The organism is Streptomyces sp. NPDC004542 (genome assembly GCF_040610035.1).
In the GTDB taxonomy this organism is placed as follows: Bacteria; Actinomycetota; Actinomycetes; order Streptomycetales; family Streptomycetaceae; genus Streptomyces.
In genome coordinates this window covers 37,127-62,797 of the sequence record NZ_JBEXLP010000016.1, presented here as the reverse complement: position 1 = coordinate 62,797, position 25,671 = coordinate 37,127, and the positions used below count along the sequence as shown (strand labels likewise).

Genomic DNA, 25,671 nt, shown 5'->3' with positions numbered 1-25,671 from the left:
TCGGTCGCGGCCAGCGCCGCGGCGGCGTTGGCCGGGGTCAGGCCGACGCTGTACACGAAGCCGGGCAGCGTGTGCCGCAGCCACCGGACCAGCCGGGCCGAGCCGCCGAGGTAGCCGCCGCAGCTGGCGAAGGCCTTGGACAGGGTGCCCATCCACACATGCCGCTCGACGGTGAGGTCGCGGTGGAACATCTCGTCGGTGCGGAATCCCGGTACCCGCTTGCCGACGTTGACCTCCAGTTCCTGGAGCGTCAGCGAGTCGAAGCCGAGATCGGCCGCCGGCACCATCCGCTCGTTCAGGTCCGCCAGGGGAGGACACCGTCCACCACCCAGTGGCGGCGCGGGGCGAGCGGGCTGGGTGGCAGGGTGCACGGCGGTATCCGCTCCGTCCCGGGACTCGGTCCCGGGCCCGTGGCGGCGCGCTCCGCGAACTCGTGCGGCGTCGCGGTACGGCCCGCCGCGACGGCCTCCGACGCGGCGCGCAGCTTGGCGGCGGCCTCCGCGGCGTCCTCCGCCACCAGCGCCAGGCGTTCGGCGAGGGGGGCGCGGCGGGCGAGGGTGTCCGCCACGGCGGCCGGCGGCCGGTCCTAGGCTGACGCGCCATCAGTTTCCAGCCGTGCCGCGCGGTTCGTGAGCGTGCAGCGCCGCCCCGACCGTGCTCCCCCGCCCCATTGTGCTGTTCCTTGCACCGCCCTACTGTTCGACTTTGCCTGAGTCTGTTCGATGATGATTGCTCGGGCGGTATGGAGGCCGCAGTGCGGAGTAATCGGAGTAATCGGTTCCGTTCACAGGCTGCGAGACCCGGTCGCCGTCGGTGGCGGAGGGCGGTCCTCGCGACCGCCGCGACCCTGGCCCTGACCGCGGGCCTGGCCGCGCCCGCCGCGGCACAGGACGGCGGCGGGCGGACACCCGCCGCCGCGCCGGCCGCACGTCCGCGGGCGCACACGGTGAGTCTCGACGGCTACTCGTTCCTCGTCGACGGCGAGCGCACCTACCTGTGGTCCGGCGAGTTCCACTACTTCCGGCTCCCGAGCCCGGACCTGTGGCGCGACATCTTCCAGAAGATGAAGGCCGCCGGGTTCAACTCCACCTCGCTGTACTTCGACTGGGGATACCACTCGCCGAAGCCGGGTGTGTACGACTTCAGCGGGGTGCGCGACGTCGACAGACTGCTCGACATGGCCCAGGAGGCCGGGCTGTACGTGATCGCCCGCCCGGCGCCGTACATCAACGCGGAGGTCGACAGCGGCGGCCTGCCCGGCTGGATGACCACCAAGGCCGGGCGCAACCGCAGTGACGACCCGCGGTTCCTGAAGTACGCGGACGAATGGCTGACCAGGATCGACCGGATCATCGCCCGCCACCAGCTGACCAACGGCACCGGGTCGGTCATCGCCTACCAGGTCGAGAACGAGTACTACAACGGCTCGGACGCCGGCCGCTCCTACATGAAGCACCTGGAGGACAAGGCCCGCGCCGACGGCATCACCGTACCGCTGACCGGCAACAACAACGGCACCTTCAACTCCGGTACCGGCGCCCTGGACGTCGACGGGCCGGACTCCTACCCGCAGGGCTTCGACTGCTCCAACCCCTCGAAGTGGAACGGCGTACCCGACATCAGCTACGACCACCCGGCCGGCAAGCCGTTGTACTCGCCGGAGTTCCAGGGCGGCGCCTTCGACCCCTGGGGCGGACCGGGCTACGACAAGTGCGCCGAGCTGATCAACGACCAGTTCGCCAACGTGTTCTACAAGCAGAACATCGCCGTCGGCGCGACCGCGCAGAGCTTCTACATGACCTACGGCGGCACCAACTGGGGCTGGCTGGGCATGCCGGAGAACTACACGTCGTACGACTACGGGGCCGCGATCCGTGAGAACCGCCGGCTCGATCCGAAGTACTACGAGGACAAACTGATCGGGTACTTCACGCAGTCGGTCGCCCCGCTGACCAAGACCGCGGCGATCAGGGTCACGCCGCCGGACGACTCCGTGGTCGTCGACACCGCCCGGATGAACCCCGACACCAAGACGCAGTTCCACGTCCTGCGGCACGGGAACTCCACGTCCACGGCGGTCGACAGGACCCACATCTCGCTGGACCTCAATGCCCAGCCGTCAGCGGACACCACCTACACCTGGGACGACCCCGACTCCGCGCTGCGGTACACCGGTTCCTGGTCGCACGTGGCCGACACGAGCTACACCGGCGGCGACTACAAGCACACCGAGTCGTTCTCCGACCAGGCCGGTGACTCGGTCACCGTCCCCTTCGACGGCACCGCGATCCGCTGGATCGGCTCGAAGACCGGCAACCACGGCTACGCCGACGTCTACCTCGACGACACCAAGGTGGCGACGGTCGACGACTCCGGCAGCGAGAACCAGGCGGTCGTCTTCCAGAAGACCGGCCTGGCGCCCGGAGCGCACACCCTGAAGATCGTCGTCAGCGGAGACCACGGCCCGGGTTCGACGGACGACTTCGTGGCCATCGACGCCATCGACGTGCCGACCGCCGACACCGCGACCCCCACCTACCCGGTCGTGCCACAGCAGCCGGACACCGCGATCACACTCGACGGACGCGACTCGCACGTGATCGTGGCGAACTACCGGCTGGGAGACGCGCGGTTGCGGTACTCCACCTCGGAGATCATGACCAGCGCGACGATCGGGAACCGCGACGTCGCCGTGGTCTACGGCAACCGGGACAGCGACGGCGAGACCGTCCTCGACTACTCCTCCAGGCCCACCGTGACCAGCAGCGGCGGCCCGGTCACGACCACCTGGGACGCGGCCACCGGTGACCTGCGGCTGAACTACACGCACAAGGGCCTGATCCGCATCGCCGTCAGCGGTGGCGGCAAGCGCCCGCTGCTGCTGCTCGTCGGCGACAAGGACACGGCGAAGACCTTCTGGCGTCAGGACACGGCGACCGGCCCGGTGCTCGTGCGCGGCACCCACCTGCTGCGGACGGCGACCAGCCCGGACGGCGGCCGCACCGTGGCGCTCACCGGCGACAACGCCGACGACGAGAACATCGAGGTGTTCACCTCCGCCGACCGCGTCACCTGGAACGGCAGGCCCGTGGACACCCGGACCACCGGCACCGGGAGCCGCACCGGCAGGATCCCGGTGGCCGCCCCGGTCCACCTGCCGGAGCTGACGCACTGGAAGCATGCCGAGGAGTCCCCCGAAGCGGCCCCCGGGTTCGACGACTCCAGCTGGCAGGTGGCCGACCGGACGACCACCAACAGCATCTCCGGCGCCAACGCGCTGCCGGTGCTCTACGCGGACGACTACGGCTTCCACACCGGCAACACGTGGTACCGCGGCCGCTTCCGCGCCACCGGCAAGGAGACCGGCATCCACCTCGTCTCGGACTCCGGCGGGAACGCCCAGGCGTTCTCCGCCTGGCTGGGCGGCACCTTCCTGGGCAGCTCCACCACGGGCAGCGCCGACTTCGCCTTCCCGGCCGGTTCGGTGAAGTCCAAGGGTGACAACGTCCTCTCCGTACTCACCGTGAACATGGGCCACGAGGAGGACTACAACTCGGCGGGCGGCAACAAGACCGCGCGCGGCCTGACCAGCGCCTCCCTCGTCGGGGCCCCGCTGACCTCCGTCACCTGGCGGCTGCAGGGCGTACGGGGCGGCGAGGACCCGCTGGACACGGTGCGCGGTCCGCTCTCGACGGGCGGTCTGTACGGCGAGCGGGCCGGCTGGTCCCTGCCGGGCTACCCGGACGGCACATGGGACCGGGTGTCCCTGCCGGCGACCGACACCCGCCCCGGGGTCTCCTGGTACCGCACCGAGGCCGACCTGGACCTGCCGCACGGCCAGGACACCTCACTCGGGCTGACGTTCACCGACGACCCGTCCCGCAAGTACCGTGCCACGGTCTTCGTCAACGGCTGGCAGGTCGGCAACTACGTCAACTACCTCGGCCCCCAGCACACCTTCCCGGTACCGGGCGGGATCCTGCACCCCAACGGCCGGAACAGCATCGCCATCGCCGTGTGGAACCTGGACGGCAGCACCGGCGGACTCGGCAAGGTGTCGCTCACCGACTACGGCAGCTACGCCTCGTCCCTGCGCGTGGCCCAGAACGACAGTCCCCGCTACGACCACCGGAAGTACGCGATGCCGAAGCGTCCGGGAGCGGACGTCACCCTGGACGTGCCGGACACCGCCCGGTCGGCCGAGGACTTCACGGCCGAGGCGACGGTGCGGCTGCCCGAGGACGGGCCGTCCGCGTCCGGGCTGACGGCCTCGCTCTCCGCGCCCGACGGCTGGAGCGTGAGCCCCACGAGCCCCCTGTCCGTCGGGCACCTGCGACCCGGCGGATCGGCCACCTTCACCTGGAAGGTGAAGCCGCCGGCCGGGGAGCTGCCGTCCGCCTCGGCACTCACCGCCACGGTGCACTACCGCCGGCACGGACGGCAGGCGGCCGTCGGCGACGAGCGCATCGTCCGCGGGATCCCGCCCACCCCGCCGGCCGGGAAGAGCGCGGTGAGCGACCTGGAGTTCCTGTCGTCCACCAACGGGTGGGGTCCGGTGGAGCGCGACAGCAGCGTCGGCGAACAGGCGGCCGGGGACGGCCGTCCGATCAGCATCGCCGGTGTCGGTTACGCCAAGGGCCTGGGCACCAACTCGGTCAGCGACGTCCAGCTCTACCTCGCCGGACAGTGCTCGCGGCTGACGGCGGACGTCGGTGTGGACGACGAGTCGGGTGGTGCGGGAACGGTGACGTTCTCCGTGATCGCCGACGGAAAAACCCTGGTGACCACGCCGACGCTCCACGGCAAACAGGCCGCGGTGCCGATCGATGTCGACGTCAGCGGCGCCCAGGTGGTCGACCTCAAGGTCGGTGACGCCGGCGACGGCAACGGCAACGACCACGGGGACTGGGGGAAGCCGACGCTGACGTGCGGCTAGACCCGCGGCTGCCGGGCTGCGGCCGTGCGGCCGTGCCTCGGAATGCCCCGAGGCACGGCCGCCAGGCGGTCGGCAGGCCACCGGCAGTCTGCTCACACCACTGAACCACCGCCGAGCACCGCGGTGCCACGCTCGGTCAGGCGCCACGACCGCGTTCCTGATGAGCCGGTGAGCGGCCGCGTCGGTGCGGGCGACGTCATGGGTCACCCAGCGGTCCTGGCACAGACCGCGCAGGCCGGAGGCGAGGAGCGTGGCCCCTGTCCGCGCCTCCTGCGGCGGGTGACCCAGCCGGACGTGAGCCGCGGCGATGGGGCCGGTCATGACCTCGACGGTGTCGGCGGCGATGTCGCCGTAACTGTCGGGATCGGTGGCGGCCAGGCTGAGCAGCTGCAGCAGCATGCGGACCGGCCCGGACTGCTCCCCGACGGTCATCGCTTCCCACAGGGCATGAGCCGCCTCGCGCAGTCCCGCGGTGTCACGGACGTCGTCGAACATCGCGTGCACATCGGGACGGCTGGCGGCCAGTGCCTGGGCCAGCAGGTTCTCACGGCTGCCGAAGTAGTACAGAAGCATGCGCTTGGTGGTGCCGATCGACTCGGCGAGCGGACTCAGCGACATCTGCGCGACACCGTGGTGCTGAAGGTGGTGCACCACCTGCTTCAACAGCTCGGCGCGCTTCTCGGCATTGACGGGGCGGGGCACCCTTTGACCGTACCGTCCGGTACACGTATGGCCCACACCGATATGGATGTGCCGATCGGTACATTGATCGAGTGGCGTCGTGGCGCAGGCCGGGCGTGCTGTTCTGCTTCCCGATGGCCTTTCACCAGCCACGGCCCCACCACGTCAAGCTCGTGATCGCCGATCCAGCGGTGGAACGCGACGTCGGCGCCGCGCTGCGGCGGCAGCACCCCGTCGGCTTCGACGTCGCCGCCGTGGCGGACGCGCGAGAGACCCGCCGGGCGGTCCGGGACGCCGTGGCAGGCTTCGCCTGAGAGGGGTGCTGTACTTCGACGGTGCGGGGGTCCTGAAGCCGGTCCTCGTGCTCTGCGCGTGGACCACCGCGGGTACGGCGCTGCTGGGCCTCGACGCCTGGCGCCACCACCGCACGGCCGTGCGAGGGGGAGCGCAGGACGAGCGGGAGGTCATGGACACCAGGGGCCGGCAGCTGGTGCGCACCACGACGAACGCGCGGGGCGAGTACGCCGTGACCGGTCTGCCCGAGGGATACATCAGCGTCGTCGTCTCGCACCCGGGCCGGGACCCCCTGGTCCACCGGAAGCTGCTGCAGTCCGGTGCGGCCGTCCGGGCCGACTTCACCCTGCGCGACCGGCGCCACGGGACGTCGACCGGCGACGGCGCTCACCGCCCGGCGTCGGGCGTCACCCGGGAGAGTGTCCCGGCCGCCCCGACGGGCTTTCCCCAGTGACCGAAGAGGTCCCCGGCCGACGGGAAACTCGCCGCATGACGCGAGGCCGCGTCGGAACGATTTCCCGGCTTCCCGAGAATACGGTGTCACAAGTAGCACCGCTGCCCGGTCTCTTCTGACGCAGGCCCGATCACTCGAGTGCCGGAGAGCAGCTCCCCGCTGGGGCGGGTCGGCCAAGGAGAACCACACCGCGAAAGGAATGTCTGATGAAGGTCGTAGTGATCGGTGGAACCGGGCTCATCGGCTCGAAGGTGGTCGCCCGCCTCGGCGAGCACGGGCACGAGGCGATCGCGGCCGCGCCCAGCACCGGTGTCGACACCCTGACCGGCAAGGGCCTGGCCGAGGTCCTCCCGGGCGCGTCGGTCGTGGTCGACGTGTCCAACTCACCGTCGTTCGAGGACCAGGCCGTCATGGACTTCTTCCGTACCTCCACGGCCAACCTCCTCCAGGCGGAGGCCGAGGCCGGCGTGGGGCACCACGTGGCCCTCTCCGTGGTCGGCACCGAGCGTCTCCAGGAGAGCGGGTACTTCCGGGCCAAGCAGGTGCAGGAGGAGCTGATCAAGGCGTCCGGCGCCGCGTACTCCATCGTCCACGCCACCCAGTTCTTCGAGTTCGCGAAGGGGCTCGCCGACGGCATGACCGAGGGCGGCACCGTGCGCCTGCCCGACGCCAGGATCCAGCCCATGGTCTCCGACGACGTGGCCGCGGCGGTCGGCCGCACCTCGGTCGGCGCTCCGGTGAACGGCGTGGTGGAGACCGCCGGCCCCGAGGTGTTCCAGCTCGAGGAGTTCATCCGGAGGGGACTCGCCGCCGGGAACGACCCCCGCAAGCTCGTCACGGACCCGCAGGCGCGGTACTGGGGCGCCGAGTTGCGGCAGGACACGCTCCTGCCGGGCCCGGACGCGGCCATCGGCGAGGTCACGTTCGCCGACTGGCTCGCCCGGCAACGGTGAACCACGGTGACCTCGGTGAGAACGCGGGGAACGACCGAGTGGTGAGGTGAACCGCCGGACGATCACTGCCTTGCCCGCGGGCCCCTCTGCCGGACCCGCGGGGGGCGCACGTACGTTGAGCGAAGTGCCACCACGCGACGTGCCGAAGGGCGGTCGCAGGTGACCTTCGCCGGCCCAAGGCCGATACTTCCAGTAGACGGGACGGGCGGCCGCCTCCACCGGGCGGCCGCCGGCCCTGACGTCCCGTCACCGAAGCCGGCCTCGGGCCGGCGGCGGACCCGTCACGACCCGCCTGGGACCACAACGAACCGACAAGATCGAGAACTGGCCTCGGAGGAGACACCCATGAGGATGCTGATCAACGTCCCGGAGACCGTGGTCGCGGACGCTCTGCGGGGAATGGCGGCCGCTCATCCCGAGCTGACCGTCGATGTCGAGAACCGGGTGATCGTACGGCGGGACGCCCCCGTGGCCGGCCAGGTGGCGCTGGTCTCGGGCGGTGGGTCGGGGCACGAGCCGCTGCACGGCGGGTTCGTGGGCCACGGCATGCTGTCGGCGGCCTGTCCGGGCGAGGTGTTCACCTCGCCGGTGCCGGACCAGATGGCGCGGGCGGCGGCCGCCGTGGACAGCGGCGCGGGGGTGCTGTTCGTGGTGAAGAACTACACCGGTGACGTGCTCAACTTCGACATGGCGGCCGAGCTCGCCGAGGACGAGGGCATCCAGGTGGCGAAGGTACTGGTCAACGACGACGTGGCGGTCACCGACAGCCTCTACACGGCCGGCCGGCGCGGTACCGGCGCGACGCTGTTCGTGGAGAAGATCGCGGGCGCCGCGGCGGCCGAGGGGCAGCCGCTGGAGCGGGTGGAGTCCATCGCACGCCAGGTCAACGACAACTCCCGCAGCTTCGGCGTGGCGCTCAGCGCCTGCACCACCCCCGCCAAGGGCAGCCCCACCTTCGACCTGCCGCCCGGTGAGCTGGAGCTCGGCATCGGCATCCACGGCGAGCCGGGCCGGGAGCGGCGGGCGATGATGACCTCCGGCGAGATCGCCGACTTCGCGGTGCACGCGGTCCTGGAGGACCTCACCCCGCGCAATCCCGTGCTCGTGCTGGTCAACGGCATGGGCGCCACCCCGCTGCTGGAGCTGTACGGCTTCAACGCCGAGGTGCAGCGGGTGCTCGGCGAGCGCGGTGTCGCCGTGGCCCGCACCCTCGTCGGCAACTACGTCACCTCCCTGGACATGGCGGGTGCCTCGGTCACCCTGTGCCAGGTCGACGAGGAACTGCTCAGGCTGTGGGACGCGCCGGTGCGGACGCCGGCCCTGCGCTGGGGCATGTGACCCGGCGCCGCGACGACCGACCCATCTACCACGCGAGGAGATCCAGTGCTCGACGCCGACTTCTTCCGCCGTTGGATGACGGCGACCGCCGCATCCGTGGACCGCGAGGCGGAACGGCTCACCGCCCTCGACTCGCCCATCGGGGACGCCGACCACGGCAGCAATCTGCAGCGCGGGTTCACGGCCGTGCGGGCGGCGCTGGAGAAGGAGGCGCCGCAGACACCGGGTGCCGTTCTGACCCTGGCCGGGCGCCAGCTGATCTCGACGGTCGGCGGCGCGTCCGGGCCGCTCTACGGCACGCTGCTGCGCCGTACGGGCAAGGCGCTCGGGGACGCCGAAGAGGTGAGCGCGGAGCAGTTCGCCGGAGCACTGCGGGCCGGCGTGGACGGGGTGATGGCGCTCGGCGGCGCCGCCCCCGGGGACAAGACCATGATCGACGCCCTGGTGCCGGCCGTCGACGCGCTCGGTGACGGCTTCGCCGCGGCCCGGGCCGCCGCCGAGGAGGGTGCCGTGGCGACGATCCCGCTCCAGGCCCGCAAAGGCAGGGCGAGCTATCTCGGGGAGCGCAGCATCGGCCACCAGGACCCGGGGGCGACCTCGTCGGCGCTGCTGATCGCGGCACTCGAGGAGGCCGCTGCGGCCGCGGCGCCCGCGGAGGCGGCCGGTGAGTGACGCCAAACTGGTCGGGATCGTACTGGTGTCGCACAGTGCCGAGGTGGCCGCCTCCGTCGCCGAGCTGGCCAGGAGCCTGACCGCCGGCGGTACGGCGGTACCGGTCGCCTCGGCGGGCGGCACCGACGGCGGCGGGATCGGGACCAGCGCCGAACTGGTCGCGGCCGCGGCCGCGGCCGTGGACCGGGGTGCCGGGGTCGCCCTGCTCACCGACCTGGGCAGCGCGGTGCTCACCGTGAAGGCGCTGCTCGCGGAGGGGGACGAACTTCCACCGGACTCCCGCCTGGTGGACGCCCCGTTCCTGGAGGGCGCGGTGGCCGCGGTCGTCACGGCGGCGACGGGCGCCGACCTCGACGCGGTGGAGGCGGCGGCCATGGAGGCGTACACGTACCGGAAGGTGTGACCGGACGGCCGCCCGTTCAGCCGCCCCGGACGAACCGCCGGGCCAGCCGCTCCCCGGTCGCCACCGCCTCCGCGTGGTCCTCGATGGGCGCCACCGGCGAGTCCTTGAACACGATGTACGTGACACCGGAGGCCGCCCCGCCGGTGCGCGGGTCGGCGGGGATCCCGAGGCCGCGGGCGGTCGCGTACGAGGCCTCGCCGATGATGTCGCGGGGGCCGGTGTCGCCGACGACCGCGTACCGCACCGTGTCCCGGTAGACGACCGCGGCCACCGAGCCGCCGCGGACGCCGTTCGCGTGCGGGTTCCAGATGTGGCTGCGGGCCGGCACCACGATGTAGGGCAGGTGCTCGGCGCTCAGATGGCGGCCGTCGGACTGGTGGAAGGCCGTCGCGGCGGAGAAGAGCGGGTCGGTGCGGCGGTTGCAGCGGGCGGTGGGGCGCCCGTCGCAGTCGATGTCCATGTCGGCCGTCCAGAACACCGCCTCGTCGGTGCCGCAGATCCGGACCTTCGCCGAGCCCGAGCCCGAGGAGTCGGTGCGGTAGCGGCCGTGGGAGACGGGGGCACAGTGGTGCAACCTGGCCAGCAGGTCGGCGGCCGGGACCCGGCCCTCGCTCCGGGACACGGCCGCCGCGCCGGGCCGTGCGGCGCCGCGCGCTACGGCGGCGGGCGGTACGGCGGCGGGCGGTAGGGCGGCGCCGGGCCGTACGGCGGCGGCCGGCTCGGTCAGTGTCGCCGGGACGAACAGAGCGGCCGCGCCGGCCGCGGCCAGCGTCAGTGCCTGGGCACGCACGATGGAGGACCCTCTCATGGGGGGACATGGACGACAACCCGGCCAAATCTGACATAACGGACGCCTCATGAGTGGGCGAGTGGCCGGGGACCCGAGTCCGTGTCGGATCGGGTCACCCCGGCCGCCCGTGCGGGCGCGGGATCAGCGACGACAGCGTTCCGCGCCCCGGGCGTGAACTGCCCTGCCTCCTGGTGCAGTTCAGCCGCGAGGAGACTCAGCATACGTAACGCACCCCATCGGTCGCCAAAGAGGACCATCACACCCACGACCTCTTGAGACGATCACGCCATACGGGTCATATGGGTCCGGACCATTGCGCTGACGCCATGATGCGGCCGACAGCCTCTCGCCCGACGGCGCCCCCGTGCGGCTGACCCCACCGGGCACCGACGACGGCAGGGGCACCGCCCCGGCCGGGTTCCGGGTGACGGCCCACCGCGCGGGCGGCGCGTACTCCAGCGGCCTGTCCTGGGTGCCGCCGCGCACCGACGGCGTGGTCACGGAGTATCGGATCCGGCTCGAGGGACGCCCCGCCACCTCCCTGGTGCGGGACGGGAGCCAGCCGCGCACCAGGGCGGCCTCCAGCTATTGCGCGGGCCGGGACGCGGGCATGGTCCACCGGGTGCGGATCCGGACCCGGCTGCCTGACGGCACCGGGGGCGGGTACTCGGCGGCACGGACCGCGACGACCGGCGGGACCGGCCGAGCGGGCCGGGCGCAGCCGCGGATCTCACCCGGGTGCGGCAGTCCCTCACCCGGACGGGTGCGGTCCGCCTGCGGGACGGCCCGGGCGCACGTTTGCTGACCCTGAGGCAGCACGGACGTTTCCCGACCCCCGGCGGCGCATGGGACGTTCCGCCAACCGTGCCGCCGGAGGGCAGCCCAATGCGCACTACTCGACTTCTCCTCCGCTCCGGCCTCACCGCGGCGGCCGCCGCCGCGCTCCCGATCGGACTCACCGGGCCGGCCGGCGCCGTCTCGGGGATCTCCGTCAGCACCACCGGGTCCACGGTGTCGGTCACGACCAGCGCCTGCACGCAGAACAACGGCAGCTGGGGCAACGCCTCCCTGCTCGCGAGCAGCCAGGCGAACTTCGCCCAGGGGCGTCAGGTGGCCCTGGCGGGCACGACCATCAGCCAGTCCGCCGCCTGGTCGGGAGTGAGCCCCGGAACCTACACCGTCATCGTCGTCTGCTCCAACGGCATCACCGCCGGCACCCAGGCGGTCGTCGTCGCGCCTCCTTCCAAACCGACGATCTCCGCCACGTCCGCACCCTCGCCGTCGCGCGGCGTGCTGGGCGGCGTGGGCGGCGCCGCCCACGACTACGGCCCGGTCACCCTCGGCGTGGGCGGGGCGCTGGTGGGCATCGGTCTCATCGCCACCGGCTGGTTGCTGCGCCGCCGCTCGAAGCCGTACCGGTTCTGAACCGGGTCCCGTCAGGCGCCCTCGCCGGTGGCCGCGTCCCGGGGCAGTTCGCCGAACTCGGCCAGGGCGTCCGAGAGCCACCGGGTCCAGAAGGTCTCCAGGTCGATGCCCGCCCGCAGCACCAGATGGCGCAGCCGGTCCTGCGCGCTGTCCCGGTCCGGCGGGAAGTCACGCCGCTCGATCTCCTCGTACTCCGCCAACTGCCGCCTGTGCAGCTCGAGATGGCGGCGGATGTCGCTCTCCAGGCCCGCCGTGCCGACCACCGCCGCCGCGCGCAGCCGCAGCAGCAGGGCGTCGCGGTGCGGCTTGGGGTCCTGGGACGTGGCGGTCCAGCGGGCCAGTTCGGCGCGGCCCGCGGGCAGGACCTCGTAGCTCTTCTTCTGCCCGCGGGCCGGCTGCTCGGCCGGCAGGGTACGGATGTGCCCCTCGGCCTCCAGCCTGCCCAGCTCGCGATAGATCTGCTGGTGCGTCGCCGACCAGAAGTAGCCGATCGACCTGTCGAACCGGCGGGTCAGCTCCAGCCCCGACGACGGCTTCTCGAGGAGGGCGGTGAGGATCGCGTGCGGGAGTGACATGGCCTCATCCTAGGGACGCGCCCGGCCCCCTTCAGAGGGCCGCCGCCAGCTCCGTGCCCTGCTTGATGGCACACTTGGCGTCCAGTTCGGCGGCGATGTCGGCGCCGCCGATGAGGTGCGCGGGACGCCCGGCGGCGAGCAGTTCCTCGTACAGGCCGCGGCGCGGGTCCTGGCCGGTGCACAGCACGATCGTGTCGACCTCGAGGACCGTGCTCTCCTCGCCGACGGTGATGTGCAGCCCGGCGTCGTCGATCCGGTCGTAGCGCACGCCCGGGACCATGGTGACCCCGCGGTGCTTGAGCTCGGTGCGGTGGATCCAGCCGGTGGTCTTGCCGAGCCCCGCGCCGACCTTGGTGGGCTTGCGCTGGAGCAGGTGGACGGTGCGCGGCGGCGCGGGCCGCTCGGGGGCTGCGAGGCCGCCGGGGGCGCGGTAGTCCATGTCCACGCCCCAGTGGCGGAAGTACGTCGCCGGGTCCTCGCTCTCCTTGTCCCCGCCGTCGGTGAGGAACTCCGCGACGTCGAAGCCGATGCCGCCCGCGCCGAGGATCGCGACCCGGTCGCCGACGGGGGCGCCGTCGCGCAGCACGTCCAGGTAGCCCAGGACGCGGGGGTGGTCGACGCCGGGGATGTCGGGGGTGCGCGGAGTGACGCCGGTGGCGACGACGACCTCGTCGTAGCCGGTCAGGTCGCCGGCCCCGGCCGGGGTGCTCAGCCGTACCTCCACGCCGTGCGCGTCGAGCTGGTGGCGGAAGTAGCGCAGGGTCTCGTCGAACTCCTGCTTGCCGGGGACCTTGCGGGCCACGTTGAGCTGACCGCCGATCTCGCTCGCGGCTTCGAAGAGGGTGACCCGGTGACCGCGTTCGGCGGCGCTGACGGCGCAGGCGAGGCCGGCGGGGCCGGCGCCCACGACGGCGACGCGCTTGACCAGCCGGGTCGGCGAGAGGATCAGCTCGGTCTCGTGGCAGGCGCGCGGGTTGACCAGGCAGGAGGTGATCTGCCCGCTGAAGGTGTGGTCCAGGCAGGCCTGGTTGCAGCCGATGCAGGTGTTGATGGCCTCGGGCCTCCCGGCGGCGGCCTTGGCCACGAAGTCGGGGTCGGCGAGCATCGGGCGGGCCACGGAGACCATGTCGGCGCAGCCGTCGGCGAGCAGCCGCTCGGCGAGTTCCGGGGTGTTGATGCGGTTGGTGGTCACCAGCGGGACGGACACCTCGCCCATCAGCTTCCGGGTGACCCAGGTGTAGGCGCCGCGCGGAACCGAGGTGGCGATGGTGGGGATGCGCGCCTCGTGCCAGCCGATGCCGGTGTTGATGATCGTCGCCCCTGCGGCCTCGACGGCCTTGGCCAGCGCGACGACCTCCTCGAGGGAGGAGCCGCCCGGGACCAGGTCCAGCATGGACAGCCGGTAGACGATGATGAAGTCCTCGCCGACCGCGGCCCGCACCCGGCGGATGATCTCGACCGGGAAGCGCATGCGGTTCTCGTACGAGCCGCCCCAGCGGTCGGTGCGGTGGTTGGTCTGCGCGGCGATGAACTCGTTGACGAGATAGCCCTCGGAGCCCATGATCTCGACGCCGTCGTAGCCTGCCTGCCGGGCCAGGCGGGCGGCGCGGGCGTAGTCGTCGATCGTCCGCTCGACCTCGGCGTCGGTGAGCGCGCGGGGCGGGAAGGGACTGATCGGCGCCTGGACCGGGCTCGGGGCGACCAGGTCCCGGTGGTAGGCGTACCGCCCGAAGTGCAGGATCTGCATCGCGATCCTGCCGCCCTCGCGGTGCACGGCGGCGGTGACGGTGGCGTGCCGCTCGGCCTCCGCCTCGGTGGTGAGCTTGGCGCCGCCCTCGTACGGGCGTCCCTCTTCGTTCGGAGCGATGCCGCCGGTGACGATGAGCCCCACTCCCCCGCGCGCGCGGGCCGCGTAGAACTCCGCCATCCGTTCGAACCCGCGCTCGGCCTCTTCCAGGCCCACGTGCATGGAGCCCATGAGCACCCGGTTGGGCAGCGTGGTGAAGCCCAGGTCGAGGGGGTTCAGCAAGTGGGGGTAACGGCTCATCGGGGCCCTCCGTGCGCGGTGTCCTGGACTCTGTTCTAGAGCAGCGACGAGCCTTAGTGCAACTAGTTGCATAAAGGGAGCGGGGTGAGCCCCACCACTTTGTACCTACTGGTAGGTACGGTCAGCGTGCGACCGCCGGCTCGGCATGGGCGCACGCCGGAGTCGCAGTACGCCCCGGCCGCCGGTGAGGCGGCCGGGGCGTGGGCGTCGCCGGGCGTCCGGTCAGCGGCTCTCGAGGCGGAGGTGGAGGTCCCTCTCCTGGTCGCCGGAGGCCGCACAGGTCTCGTGCACGGTGAACATCGAGTCCAGCGTGGACCGGAACCGGTCGACGGCCCAGTAGCCGCCCTGGACGTCCGCGGTGACGGACGCTTCCAGCCGGACCGGTGGGCACGCCCCCTCCCGGGCGTCCGCCACGTCGTAGCTGCCGAGCCACACCATCGGGCGTGTCTCGTGCAACTGCTGCGGCACCTCGTCGTCACCCCGGTCGGAGGAGAAGCAGTGACTCAGAGCGTCGAACACCGCCCGGGCGTCCTCCTTGGAACCGCTGATCTCCACCGAGACGGTTTCCGGATGCGACCGTTCCACGGTCCTCATGATCGCTCCTTTCGTGGCCGCGCTGCGGTGGAACGGGGTACCCCGCCGAACCGCTTCCATCCTCAGCAAAGCACCACTGCTGCCCGCGCACTACCGCTGCGGGGGCGGCCGGGGCCCCGCCTCAGCCCCGCGTGAACGTGTACGTCTTGCTGTCGATGAGCACGCACAGGCTCGGGGACACCACGATCACGCGCAGGATGCCGGTACGCCGGTCGTAGTCGATGCCCTCGGCCTCGAAGGTGCCGGAGCAGCCGCTGCGCAGCGGCAGTTGGCGCAGGGCCGTGACGTGGCCGGAGACGTCCGCCGTGCCGTTCGGCGCGCCCGACAGATCGACCTGAAGGAGCGGCTTGGTGATGCCGAAGAGCGTGCCCGCGGGGTCGTCGGAGGAGCACAGCAGCGTCGTCGGGCCGGAGAAGTCACAGCCCTGGACGTCGCGCACGGCATGGTCGAGGTCGACGGTGGAGACCTGCGGCAGGTCCGCCGAGGGCGAGGTGGAGGCGTTCACGCCGGGGGTCGGGAAGACCAGGAAGCGTGTCATGGTGCCGTACTCGCCGGCCAGCATCCACTGGCCGTCCGGGGAGATCGCGACCCAGGAGTTGTTCAGCGCCTCCCCCTGGCCCAGCGTGTGGACGTACTCCGACCATGCGCCGCCGGGCGCCTGCACCCGGAACATCTTCGAGTTGCCGGAGTCGCGCTGGTACGGCTCGATGTAGTAGCCGCCGTACGAGGCGTCGGGGTCGCCGACGTGGTTCCAGCCGCGGCTTCTCACGTCGGAAGGGATGGTACCGATGCCGGTGTACCGGTTGGGGCTGCCGGCCGGGACCTCGACCGAGGTCAGGCCCTGGCTCTCGGTGAGCGGATCCGCGCGGTCGGAACCGGTCTCGGTCCAGGTGTCGGCGGCGGAGGCGGGCGCGGCGGACACCGTCAACGACAGGGCGGCGGCGGTGGCGACGACGAGTGCGCTGAGGGCCGCGTGACAGCGTTGCCGGACGGATGCGGGCAGGGGCGCGGGCATGGCCGACTCCTCGGACGGGGGGTGGTGACCGGTCGGCCGACAGTCTGGACCGACCCGATAGTCATGTACATACCAATGACGCGAAGGCGGCGTGAACTCTGTGGTGTCGCGGAGGAGAAAATCGGCGGCCGGGCCGGAGACTCCGGCGCGGGCGCGGTAGAACAAAGAGAGGCGGACGGCAAGAGGCGGTGCGTGGCATGAGTGCAGCCGGGGCTCCGGTGGGCGAGGCCGGCGAGCCCCTGCGCGGACCGGTGCGCCCGAGCGGACTCCTCGACGTGCTGGGCGTGGCCTCGGTCGTGCTGGACTCCGAAGGGCGCATCGTGCTGTGGAGCCCCCAGGCGGAGGAGCTGTTCGGCTGGTCGGCGCAGGAGGCACTGGGGCAGTACGCGGCCCGGCTGATGGTGCACGAGCAGCACATCCCGCTGGTCGGCGAGCTCTTCGCCGACGTGCTGCGGACCGGGCAGGGCTGGGCCGGGGGCTTCCCCGTCCGGCACAAGGACGGCGGCACGCGCCTGGTGGAGTTCCGCAACATGCGGCTGCTGGACGACCGGGGGGACGTGTACGCGCTGGGGCTGGCCGCGGACCAGTCGACGGTCCGCCGGATGGAGCAGGACCTGGCGCTGTCGGGGCGGATGGTGCAGCAGTCGCCGATCGGACTGGCCGTCCTGGACACACGGCTGCGGTACGTCTCGGTCAACCCGGCGCTGGAGAAGATCAACGGCGTGGCCGCCGAGGACCACGTCGGGCGGACCCCGCGCGAGGTGGTGCCGCTGCTGGACGCCGACGCGCTGGAGTCCGCGGCCCGCCGGGTTCTGGAGACGGGCACGCCGGTCGTCGACCGGTCCACCGTCGGCCGCACCCCGGCCGACCCGGACGAGGACCACGCCTGGTCGGTGTCGCTGTACCGGCTGGAGGACGCCACGGGCACGGTGCTCGGCGTAGCGGCGTCGATGATCGACACCACCGAGCAGTACCGGGCCGGCGTCGAGGCGGAGACCGCGCGGCGCCGCCTCGCCCTGATCGCCGACGCCTCGGCACGGATCGGCACCACGCTGGACCTGGACCGCACCGCCCACGAGCTGGCCGACGTCGCCGTGCCGGAACTCGCCGACGTGGCGGCCGTGGACCTGCTGGACGCGGTCGTCGAGGGCCGCCGCAGCACCCTCGGGCCGTCCGAGCCGGCGGTGATCCGTGCCCTCGCCGTCCGCGCGGAGGGCGGGGCGGACGCCCTGCGGGCCGCCGACCGGCCCGGGCAGATCGCCCGGTACGCCCCGGACCGGCTGGTCACCGAGTGCGTGCGGAGCGGCAGCCCGGTCCTGGTGGCGCGGGTGAAGGACGAGGACCTCCCGCGCATCGCCCGCTCCCCCGAGGCGGCCGTCCTGCTGGCCCGAGCGGGCATCCACTCGTATCTGGCGGTACCGCTCATCGCGCGCGGAGAGGTGCTCGGCGCCCTCGACCTCAAGCGCACCCGGAACCCGGAGCCCTTCGGCGAGGACGACCTGCTGCTCGCCCGCGAACTGGCCGCCCGCGCGGCCGTGCAGATCGACAACGCCCGCTGGTACCAGAACGCCCGCGACACCGCCCTCACCCTGCAGCGCAGCCTGCTACCCGGCCATCCGCCGGTGACCACCGGCCTGGAGGTGGCCTCCCGTTACCAGCCGGCCGGGGCCACCAGCGAGGTCGGCGGCGACTGGTTCGACGTCATCCCCCTGGAGGACGGCAGGACGGCACTGGTCGTGGGCGACGTGATGGGCAGCGGCATCAGCGCGGCCGCGACGATGGGCCGGCTACGGACCGCGACGGCCACGCTGGCCGCGCTCGGTCTGGATCCCGCGGCGCTCCTGGAACACCTGGACAAGACCACCTCGGGGCTCGACCACTCCATCGCGACCTGTGTGTACGCCGTCCACGACCCCCATCTGCGCCAGTGCCGGATCGCCAACGCAGGGCACCTGCCCCCGGTGCACGTGCGTCCCGGACGCCCGGCGCGGCTGCTCGACCTGCCCACCGGGGTCCCGCTGGGCGTGGGGGGCGTGGAATTCTCCACCGTGACCGTCGACTTCGCCCCGGGCGACGAGCTGGTGTTCTACACCGACGGTCTGGTGGAGACGCGCCGGCACGCGCTCGACGAACGCCTGGACGCCCTGCTCTTCCTCCTCGACGACCCGGCCCGTCCACTGGAGGAGGTCTGCGACCTCCTGTTGCGGACGCTGCACCACCCCGACAACCACGACGACGTGGCACTCCTCATCGCACGGGCTCAGGAGCTGACCTAGCCCTGCCCCAGTCCTGTCCCGGGCCAGCCTGGGCCGTCCTGGGACCTCTCGGGCCGGACGCCGACCACCACATGGGCGTACAACTCCTCCGACGCCGCCAGACGGGTGGTCAGGCCGGCGCGGGTGAAGGCGTCGACGGCCGCCGGGGCCTGGCGTTCGCTCGTCTCGGCCAGCAGACAGCCGCCGGGGGCGAGCCAGCCGGGGGCTTCGGCGGCGACGCGCCGCAGGACGTCGAGGCCGTCGGGGCCGCCGTCGAGGGCGACGAGCGGTTCGTGCTCGCGGGCCTCCGCGGGCAGCAGCCCCACTTCGCCGCTGGGGACGTACGGCACGTTGGCCGCGAGGATGCCCACGCGCCCCCGCAGCCCTGCGGGCAGCGCCGCGAACAGGTCGCCCGCGTGGACCCGGCCGCCGTACGGGGCGACGTTGCGGCGGGCGCAGCGCACCGCGGCGGGGTCGATGTCGGCGGCGTACAGCTCGACCCGGCCGAGGGCGGCGGCCAGCGCCGCGCCGACCGCGCCGGAGCCGCAGCACAGGTCGACCACGACGGTGGCGTCCGGCGCCTGGGCGAGGGCCTGGTCGACGAGGAACTCGGTGCGGCGCCGGGGTACGAAGACACCGAGCTCCACCGCGACGCGCAGCTCGTGGAAGCGGGCCCAGCCGAGCACGTGCTCCAGGGGCAGTCCGGCGACGCGCCGGTCCACCATCGTGGCGAGTTCGTCCGGGGTGCGGGCGGTGGTGAGGAGCAATTCCGCCTCGTCCTCCGCGAAGACGCAGCCGGCGGCGCGCAGCGCTGTCACCACGGCGGTGGGCGAGAGGGGGTGGAGAGGGGGCATGGAAGCCGAGAGCCTTTCGACGAGCCTGGGGCCGAAGGGCACTCTCGCGGTCACCGGTGCCGGTGATCCGTTCCGTCGCGAGGAGAGAGCACCCCGACTGACACAGCGGTAATGGGTCTCACCTCCTCGGCAGCCTGCGGCCGGGATCCTCCGCGGCCGCAGGCCACCTTACCCCAGCCCCGACCGGCCGCCTGGCGGCCGGAGTTCGCCCCTGCGGCACCCCGGCGACTAGTTGTATTCTGCAACCGGAAGGGCGGAGGAGGCGGACCCGTGACAGCAGCCCAGACGGCCATCGAGGCCATCCAGCGCGAAATGACGATCTTCGCCCGGCGCGCCCGGGCCTCGGCGGGACGCATGCACCCGGAGCTGTCGCTGGTCTCGTACACACTGCTCGGCCATCTGGAGGAGGTCGGCGGCTGCCGGGCCACCGACCTCGCGGCGCACTACGCCCTGGACAAGTCCACGGTCAGCCGCCAGGTGGCCGCGCTCGAGCGGGCCCGGCTCGTCGAACGCCGGCTGGACCCGGCGGACCACCGGGTCCAGCTGCTGCACCTGACCGGGACCGGCCAGGAGATCCTCGCCCAGGTCACCCGGCGCCGCCGGGCGGCTTTCCGCGAGCGGCTCGCCGACTGGCCGGAGGAGGACCTGACGCGGTTCGCGGCGTACCTGGAGCGGTACAACGCCGAGCCGCCGGACGTCACCGGGGCGCAGTGAGCGGACCGCCGGATCACGCCACCTGCACGGCCTCCCGGCCGTCGGCCAGCCGCTCGGGGACCCGGGCCGCCAGGAACGCGGTGCGGCGGCGGAGCCGGAAGCCCAGCGACTCGTACAGCCGGATGGCGCCCGTGTTGTCCGCGCCGGTGTGCAGGAACGGCGTCTCGCCGCGTTCCCGGATGCCGTGCGCGACGGCGAGGACCAGCCGGGTCGCCAGGCCCTCGCCGCGGAAGGCGGGGTCGGTGCAGACGGCGCTGATCTCGGTCCAGCCCGGCGGGTGCAGCCGCTCGCCCGCCATCGCGACCAGGGCGCCCTCGCGCCGGATGCCGAGGTAGGTGCCGAGCTCGATGGTGCGGGCCTCGAAGGGGCCGGGCCTGGTGCGTCGGACCAGGTCGGTCATCTCGGGTACGTCGGCGGGGCCGAGGCGGACCGCTTCCGGGTCCGGGGCGGTGGCCAGGCCGTCGTCCACGAGCTGGACGCCCTCGATGTGGAAGGTGATCTCCCAGTCGTCCGGGACACACCCCCGGAAGCCGAGCAGCGGCACCTCGGCACCCGGTCCGGCCAGTTCCGCGAGGTCCGCCCAGTCGTCGGCGTCGGGCTCGTCGGGCAGGGCGAGCCACGGGGACACGTCGACCGGGTAGCGCAGGATCCGGCCGTGCCGCTCGGCGAAGCGCGCGTGCGGCCCGGTCAGTGCGGCGCGGGCCGGGTTGTCGAGGACGTGCCGGGCCGCGGTGGTCATCGGGCGACCTCGATCACGGTCTTGCCGCGGGCATGCCCGTCCTCGACGGCCCGCAGGGCCTCCCCGGCGCGCTCCAGCCGACCGGGGCCGGGGCTCGGACGCCCCACGTCCACGAGGGCCTCGGTCTCCGGTCCCCCGTACCGCGTGAAGACGTACGCCTTGGGCATCTGTTTCCTCGCTCTCCTTGCGCTGCCGCCGCCAGGGTGCCGACGACGGCACTCAGCGGCAAGGAGGAACGCGCGAGGGCTATTCCCGGACCGGCCCGGAGTTCACACGATCGCAATGACCGGGCCCCGGCGAGCGCCGCTGACCAGGGACGGAGCACGAGCCGGGACAGCGTACGGTTGAAGCATGAACGTCACCCGAGGCTTCACCGGGCGTCCGCGCGCCGGCCGTGCGGGCCTGCCGCCCGGCCAGTACGACGCCGGCGACGACTGGCCCGTCCTGTCCGCCGAGGTCACCCCCGACCTCGCGCCCGCCGACTGGACGTTCCGGATCGACGGGCTGGTGAGCGAGCCGCGTACCTGGGACTGGGACGAGGCGCACGCGCTGCCCGGGTCCGCGTACGAGGGTGACATCCACTGCGTGACGAGCTGGTCGAAGTTCGGGGTTCGCTTCGGGGGCGTGTCACTGGACGTCTTCCTCGACGCGGTCCGGCCCCACGCGTCCGCCACCCATGCCGTGGCCTACGCGCACACCGGCTACACCGCGAACCTGCCGCTGGCCGACCTCACCGGCTCACGCGCCTGGATCGCGTGGGAGTACGACGGTGAGCCGCTCGCGCCCGAGCACGGCGGGCCGGCCCGGCTGCTGGTGCCGCACCTGTACTTCTGGAAGAGCGCCAAGTGGATCGCCGGCATCACGCTGCTCGACCACGACGAGCCGGGTTTCTGGGAGCGCAACGGCTACCACGCGCGGGGCAACCTCTGGGAGGAGCAGCGGTACTCCGGTGACTGACATGACCGACGTGCCCGAGGCCGTGACCGCCGGGTCCTTCGTTCCCCCCACCCGCTTCGCCGTGCCCGGGCGCATCGAGGTCGGCGACCGGGCCGCGGCGGTGTGGCAGACGGCCACGCTCACCGGGATCCGGCGGGAGACGCCCCGTGCCGCCACCTTCCGGCTCGCCGTGCCGGCCTGGGCGGGACACCTGCCCGGGCAGCACCTGATGCTGCGGCTCACCGCCGAGGACGGTTACACGGCGCAGCGCCACTACTCCATCGCGTCCGCGCCGGACGGCTCCGGACACATCGAGCTGACCCTGGACCACGTCGAGGGCGGCGAGGTCTCCGGCTGGTTCCACACGGTGGCCAGGCCTGGTGACACCGTCGAGGTGCGCGGCCCGCTGAGCGGCTTCTTCGCCTGGCCGGGCGACCGGCCCGCACTGCTGGTCGGCGCCGGCTCGGGGGTCGTACCGCTGATGTCGATGGTGCGGTACCACCGGGCGCGGGGGCTGTCGGTGCCGCTGCGGATGGTGGTGTCCGCGCGGACCCCCGAGGAGCTGATCTTCGCGCGCGAGCTGGGCGCGGAGACGACCGCCGTGTTCACGCGCCGGGCGCCACAGGGGGCGCCGGTGGGACGGGTATCGGCCGCGCATGTGGCGCCGCTCCTGGCCGAGCGGCCTCCCGGTGGGTGGGAGGCCTATGTGTGCGGTTCCAACGGCTTCGCGGAGCACGCCTCCCGGCTGCTCGTCGCGGCGGGGCAGCCCGTCGACCGGATCCGCATCGAGCGCTTCGGCTGACCGGCGGGCCGAAGGCGCGCCAGCGGGCGTCCAGCGGCGCTCCGGCGGCCTTCGCCATGCTCGCTTCCGCCGCGAGGTGGCGGGCTCGCGGGGTGAGCGAGCCGCTCCGTACGGGGTACGAGACCGGTGTGGACGCTCGCATGCGTGCGACGTGCCCGGGGGCGGGCGGCCTGGGCGGGGAGGGGCAGGCCGGCCCTCCGGCTCGGGTGACGGCGAGGAGGTCGGGATGCGGACCCGGGTGCGCGGATGGCGCTGGCGGCGCAATCCGCTACGACGCCGGTCGGACGTCGTGGAGGCGTGGACGGCGCTGGCCGTGGCCGTCCTGCTGTTGGTGGGCGCGCCCCTGGCCGGGGCGCTGGCGGGCCTGTGGGCCCACGACGAGGCGCTGAAGGCGGCCATCGTTCAACGGGCGGAGCGCCACCGCGTCCGTGCCGAGGTGATCGGCGAAGTGCCCGAGCGGCTGCCCTCGGTGGGCGACCGGCAGGCCTACCGGACGACGGTGCGCTGGACGGAGCCGGGCGGGGGCACGCGCACGGCGTCGGCCCGGGTCCCGGCGGGAGCAGGTCGGGGCGACGTGGTGGACGTGTGGTTCGACGCGCGGGGGCGCAGCGTCACCCCGCCGCCGGACGGTGTCGCGGTGTGGCAGCACACCGTGAGCATCGGCGTGTGCGTGGCGGGCGGCGCGGCGGCCGTCCTCCTCCTCGGCCACGGCATCGCCCGCCATGTCGCGCTGCGGCACCGGCTGGACGAGTGGGAGCGGGAGTGGGCCCGCACCGGGCCGGACTGGACCCGGCGCAGGGCCTGACGGGGCCGGCGTGGAAGAAGAAGACGGCTTCGGGTTCCGGGTTCGGGTCCCCGGAGCCCGGCCAGGGCCTGGCGAGTCCTCCGGCCGTCCACGTACGGTGTGATCATCCGCACGCTCCCACCTCAAAGGCGGTTGTTGATGGCCCTGTTCGATCTTCCCCTCGACGAGCTCCACGCGTACCGCAGTGAGTCCGCCGAGCCCGAGGACTTCGACGCCTTCTGGTCCAAGACGCTCCAGGAGGCCCGCGAGCACGACCTGGACGTCCGCTTCGAACCGGTGGACACCGGGCTGTCCACGGTGTCGGTGTACGACGTGACGTTCGCCGGGTTCGGCGGCCACCCGGTGAAGGGCTGGCTGACCCTGCCCGCCGACGCCGGGGAGCCGCTGCCGCTGGTGGTGGAGTTCGTGGGCTACGGCGGCGGGCGCGGGCTCCCGCACGAGCACCTGCTGTGGGCGTCCACGGGCCGGGCGCACTTCGTGATGGACACGCGCGGCCAGGGCAGCGCCTGGGGCGGCGGGGGCGGCACCGCCGACCCGGTGGGCGGCTCCCCCGCCTATCCCGGCTTCATGACACGGGGTGTCGACGCGCCCGAGAACTACTACTACCGCCGGGTGTTCACGGACGCGGTGCGCGCCGTCGAGGCGGCCCGTTCGCATCCGCTCACCGACGCGGCGCGGACCGCGGTGACCGGCGGGAGCCAGGGCGGCGGCATCACCCTCGCGGTGGGCGGGCTGGTCCCGGACCTGGTGGCGGTCGCCCCGGACGTGCCGTTCCTGTGCGACTTCCCGCGCGCGGCGACCCTCACGGACAGTCACCCGTACCGGGAGATAGGCATGTACCTCAGGACGCACCGCGGGCGCACCGAGGAGGTCCTGCGCACGCTGTCCTACTTCGACGGCGTGCACTTCGCGGCCCGCGGCCGGGCGCCGGCCCTGTTCTCGACGGCCCTGGAGGACCAGACCTGCCCGCCCTCGACGGTGTTCGGGGCGTTCAACGCCTGGGCACACGACGACAAGCAGATCGAGGTGTACGACTTCAACGGTCACGAGGGCGGCGGACCGTACCAGGAGGCGGCGAAGCTGCGCTGGCTGCGGTCGTACGCCTGAGGTGCCGGGGATGGACACACGGCAGGCCGCGGAGCGGTTCGTCCGGGTCTGGGAGCGGGCCTGGGCCACGCACGACGTGGCGGCGCTGCTGGAGCTGTACGCCGAGGACTGCGTGCACCGGTCGATGCCGTTCCGGGAGCCGCACCGCGGGCTGGAGGCGCTCGGCAGGTATCTGCGCCGGTCGTTCGTCGGGGAGCGGGTGACCGGCGTGCGGTTCTCGGCGCCGGTCGTCGCCCCGGACGGCGTCGCGGTGGCGGAGTTCCTGGTCACGGCTGAGGAGGACGGCGTGCCGTCCACGCTCGCGGGCTGCGTCTTCGCGCGGTTCGACGACGAGGGTCGCGCGGTGGAGACCCGGGACTACTGGCACACGGCGGACGGTCACCGGGAGCCCACCGGGAGGCTGTTCTTCCACTGACGACGCTCGTCCCTGAGCGCGGCCGCGGCGGGCCTGCGACCGGGATGCGCGAGGCGGGCCTGACCCCGCACCACCCGGATCTCGTGGCCGACGCCCCGCAGGACGCGCCGGTCCACGAGGTCACGGTGCCGGCGGCGGGGTCACGCCGGTGCGCGCCACCACCAGCCGGGCACGGGGGCTGCCGTCCGCGCGCCGCGCGAGGCCGGGCAGGGCGTGCAGTTCCACGGCGAACCCGGCACGCTCCAGCTCCCGCAGCACGTGCCCGAGCCGGACGGCGCGGTAGTACATGACGAACGGCGGCCGCCACACGGCGTTGCGCACCCGCATCACCGCGTCGAAGCCGAGCTGCGCCCAGTACGCCCGAGTCGCCGGCCTCGGCGGGGTTGCCACGGGGAAGACGAACCGGCCGCCCGGGCGGAGCACCGAGTGCACCCGGGCGAACAGTCCGGGCAGCTCACGGGGGAGGAAGTGGCCGAACGCGCCGAAGCTGACCACCAGGTCGAAGGCCGCGGCGAACGGCAGTGCGCGGGCGTCACCCCGCACCCAGGCCACACGCGGCCCGGCGGGACGGACCCGTTCCCGGGCGACGGCGAGCATGCCGGCGCTGAAGTCGACCCCCGTGACGCTCGTCCGGCACACCCGGACCAGCACTTCCGTACCGGCGCCGGTGCCGCAGCACAGGTCGAGTCCGTCCGCGACGGGACCGAGCCGGGCGAGCACGGCCGCCACCGGTTCCAGCACCGCGTCCGGCGTCCGGAAGGGCGTGTGGTCGAACTTCGTGGCGAGCAGGTCGTAGCCGTGCTCGACGGACGACAGCGCCTGCACGGCGAGTTCGCGCAGGGTGGGGCCTTCGGGACCGAACATCCG

25 protein-coding genes and 2 pseudogenes are annotated in these 25,671 nt (G+C 73.0%); 16 read left to right on the top strand and 11 right to left on the bottom strand.

Translation table 11 applies throughout. The features are described from left to right. Positions 1–44: 44 nt before the first annotated feature. Both ABZX30_RS12395 and ABZX30_RS12390 read right to left on the bottom strand, forming a co-directional pair. A pseudogene (locus ABZX30_RS12395) lies at positions 45–152 on the bottom strand (hypothetical protein); the annotation flags it as partial. A gap of 143 nt (positions 153–295) precedes the next feature. Next, complete coding sequence (locus tag ABZX30_RS12390; RefSeq protein WP_355932216.1) at positions 296–568, bottom strand: hypothetical protein; 273 nt, start codon at positions 566–568, stop codon at positions 296–298. Between the two features lie 174 nt (positions 569–742). Here ABZX30_RS12390 and ABZX30_RS12385 point away from each other — a divergent pair, with 174 nt between their 5' ends. The 7 genes from ABZX30_RS12385 to ABZX30_RS12355 all read left to right on the top strand — a co-directional run bounded on the left by ABZX30_RS12385 (position 743) and on the right by ABZX30_RS12355 (position 9,731). Beyond that, complete coding sequence (locus ABZX30_RS12385; protein WP_355932213.1) at positions 743–4,936, top strand: beta-galactosidase; 4,194 nt, start codon at positions 743–745, stop codon at positions 4,934–4,936. An 854-nt stretch (positions 4,937–5,790) separates the two neighbouring features. Then, positions 5,791–5,931, top strand: coding sequence for a hypothetical protein (locus tag ABZX30_RS12380; protein ID WP_355932211.1), 141 nt, complete (start codon positions 5,791–5,793; stop codon positions 5,929–5,931). A gap of 5 nt (positions 5,932–5,936) precedes the next feature. Continuing rightward, positions 5,937–6,365 (top strand): carboxypeptidase-like regulatory domain-containing protein, encoded by a 429-nt coding sequence (locus ABZX30_RS12375; protein ID WP_355932208.1) that lies wholly within the window; start codon positions 5,937–5,939, stop codon positions 6,363–6,365. A gap of 206 nt (positions 6,366–6,571) precedes the next feature. After that, a complete protein-coding gene (locus tag ABZX30_RS12370; protein WP_355932207.1) occupies positions 6,572–7,318 on the top strand; it encodes an SDR family oxidoreductase in 747 nt (248 codons plus the stop codon). A 345-nt stretch (positions 7,319–7,663) separates the two neighbouring features. Further along, positions 7,664–8,656 (top strand): dihydroxyacetone kinase subunit DhaK, encoded by a 993-nt coding sequence (gene dhaK, locus ABZX30_RS12365; protein ID WP_355932204.1) that lies wholly within the window; start codon positions 7,664–7,666, stop codon positions 8,654–8,656. A 45-nt stretch (positions 8,657–8,701) separates the two neighbouring features. Further along, entirely contained in the window at positions 8,702–9,328 is a 627-nt protein-coding gene (dhaL, locus tag ABZX30_RS12360; protein ID WP_355932202.1) for a dihydroxyacetone kinase subunit DhaL, read from the top strand. Further along, positions 9,321–9,731 carry a PTS fructose transporter subunit IIA gene (locus ABZX30_RS12355; protein WP_355932200.1) on the top strand — a complete coding sequence of 137 codons (411 nt, stop codon included), beginning with the start codon at positions 9,321–9,323 and terminating at the stop codon, positions 9,729–9,731. Before dhaL ends, ABZX30_RS12355 begins: the two co-directional genes overlap by 8 nt. Before the next feature lie 16 nt (positions 9,732–9,747). Here ABZX30_RS12355 and ABZX30_RS12350 read toward each other — a convergent pair whose 3' ends face one another. Beyond that, entirely contained in the window at positions 9,748–10,521 is a 774-nt protein-coding gene (locus tag ABZX30_RS12350) for a glycoside hydrolase family 75 protein (RefSeq protein ID WP_355932338.1), read from the bottom strand. 364 nt (positions 10,522–10,885) lie between these two features. Here ABZX30_RS12350 and ABZX30_RS12345 point away from each other — a divergent pair, with 364 nt between their 5' ends. Beyond that, the gene (locus ABZX30_RS12345) at positions 10,886–11,326 is read left to right on the top strand and encodes a hypothetical protein (RefSeq protein WP_355932197.1); all 441 of its coding nucleotides are present in this window, start codon (positions 10,886–10,888) and stop codon (positions 11,324–11,326) included. Between the two features lie 80 nt (positions 11,327–11,406). Then, a complete protein-coding gene (locus ABZX30_RS12340) occupies positions 11,407–11,946 on the top strand; it encodes a hypothetical protein (RefSeq protein ID WP_355932194.1) in 540 nt (179 codons plus the stop codon). 11 nt (positions 11,947–11,957) lie between these two features. Here ABZX30_RS12340 and ABZX30_RS12335 read toward each other — a convergent pair whose 3' ends face one another. From ABZX30_RS12335 to ABZX30_RS12320, 4 genes are all read right to left on the bottom strand, one after another. Further along, positions 11,958–12,521, bottom strand: a complete 564-nt coding sequence (locus tag ABZX30_RS12335) for a PadR family transcriptional regulator (protein WP_355932192.1) — start codon at positions 12,519–12,521, stop codon at positions 11,958–11,960. A gap of 31 nt (positions 12,522–12,552) precedes the next feature. Beyond that, positions 12,553–14,568 (bottom strand): NADPH-dependent 2,4-dienoyl-CoA reductase, encoded by a 2,016-nt coding sequence (locus ABZX30_RS12330; RefSeq protein WP_355932190.1) that lies wholly within the window; start codon positions 14,566–14,568, stop codon positions 12,553–12,555. A 222-nt stretch (positions 14,569–14,790) separates the two neighbouring features. Next, positions 14,791–15,162, bottom strand: a complete 372-nt coding sequence (locus ABZX30_RS12325) for a hypothetical protein (protein WP_355932187.1) — start codon at positions 15,160–15,162, stop codon at positions 14,791–14,793. Positions 15,163–15,283: 121 nt separating this feature from the next. Beyond that, the gene (locus tag ABZX30_RS12320; RefSeq protein ID WP_355932336.1) at positions 15,284–16,165 is read right to left on the bottom strand and encodes a hypothetical protein; all 882 of its coding nucleotides are present in this window, start codon (positions 16,163–16,165) and stop codon (positions 15,284–15,286) included. Positions 16,166–16,374: 209 nt separating this feature from the next. Between ABZX30_RS12320 and ABZX30_RS12315 the strand changes: the two genes are divergently transcribed. Further along, positions 16,375–18,453, top strand: coding sequence for a SpoIIE family protein phosphatase (locus tag ABZX30_RS12315; RefSeq protein WP_355932185.1), 2,079 nt, complete (start codon positions 16,375–16,377; stop codon positions 18,451–18,453). Here the strand turns inward: ABZX30_RS12315 and ABZX30_RS12310 are convergent. After that, on the bottom strand, positions 18,450–19,286 hold the full coding sequence (locus ABZX30_RS12310; protein WP_355932182.1) for a putative protein N(5)-glutamine methyltransferase: 837 nt from the start codon (positions 19,284–19,286) through the stop codon (positions 18,450–18,452). The genes ABZX30_RS12315 and ABZX30_RS12310 overlap by 4 nt on opposite strands. A 312-nt stretch (positions 19,287–19,598) precedes the next feature. Here ABZX30_RS12310 and ABZX30_RS12305 point away from each other — a divergent pair, with 312 nt between their 5' ends. Next, positions 19,599–20,000: a MarR family winged helix-turn-helix transcriptional regulator gene (locus tag ABZX30_RS12305; protein ID WP_355932333.1), complete on the top strand. Its 402-nt coding sequence runs from the start codon at positions 19,599–19,601 to the stop codon at positions 19,998–20,000. 13 nt (positions 20,001–20,013) lie between these two features. Here ABZX30_RS12305 and ABZX30_RS12300 read toward each other — a convergent pair whose 3' ends face one another. Continuing rightward, positions 20,014–20,739 carry a GNAT family N-acetyltransferase gene (locus ABZX30_RS12300; protein WP_355932179.1) on the bottom strand — a complete coding sequence of 242 codons (726 nt, stop codon included), beginning with the start codon at positions 20,737–20,739 and terminating at the stop codon, positions 20,014–20,016. A 74-nt stretch (positions 20,740–20,813) separates the two neighbouring features. After that, positions 20,814–20,906: pseudogene (locus tag ABZX30_RS12295) on the bottom strand (NADP-dependent oxidoreductase); the annotation flags it as partial. A 184-nt stretch (positions 20,907–21,090) separates the two neighbouring features. Here ABZX30_RS12295 and ABZX30_RS12290 point away from each other — a divergent pair. From ABZX30_RS12290 to ABZX30_RS12270, 5 genes are all read left to right on the top strand, one after another. Then, complete coding sequence (locus ABZX30_RS12290; protein WP_355932176.1) at positions 21,091–21,696, top strand: sulfite oxidase-like oxidoreductase; 606 nt, start codon at positions 21,091–21,093, stop codon at positions 21,694–21,696. Between the two features lies 1 nt (position 21,697). Then, positions 21,698–22,477 carry a ferredoxin reductase gene (locus ABZX30_RS12285; protein ID WP_355932331.1) on the top strand — a complete coding sequence of 260 codons (780 nt, stop codon included), beginning with the start codon at positions 21,698–21,700 and terminating at the stop codon, positions 22,475–22,477. A gap of 226 nt (positions 22,478–22,703) precedes the next feature. Next, the gene (locus ABZX30_RS12280) at positions 22,704–23,282 is read left to right on the top strand and encodes a hypothetical protein (RefSeq protein ID WP_355932173.1); all 579 of its coding nucleotides are present in this window, start codon (positions 22,704–22,706) and stop codon (positions 23,280–23,282) included. A gap of 138 nt (positions 23,283–23,420) precedes the next feature. Further along, the gene (locus tag ABZX30_RS12275) at positions 23,421–24,389 is read left to right on the top strand and encodes an acetylxylan esterase (RefSeq protein ID WP_355932171.1); all 969 of its coding nucleotides are present in this window, start codon (positions 23,421–23,423) and stop codon (positions 24,387–24,389) included. Positions 24,390–24,399: 10 nt separating this feature from the next. Beyond that, positions 24,400–24,804, top strand: a complete 405-nt coding sequence (locus ABZX30_RS12270; RefSeq protein WP_355932168.1) for a nuclear transport factor 2 family protein — start codon at positions 24,400–24,402, stop codon at positions 24,802–24,804. 120 nt (positions 24,805–24,924) lie between these two features. Here the strand turns inward: ABZX30_RS12270 and ABZX30_RS12265 are convergent, their stop codons facing one another. Continuing rightward, positions 24,925–25,668: a class I SAM-dependent methyltransferase gene (locus ABZX30_RS12265; RefSeq protein WP_355932165.1), complete on the bottom strand. Its 744-nt coding sequence runs from the start codon at positions 25,666–25,668 to the stop codon at positions 24,925–24,927. Positions 25,669–25,671: the final 3 nt, after the last annotated feature.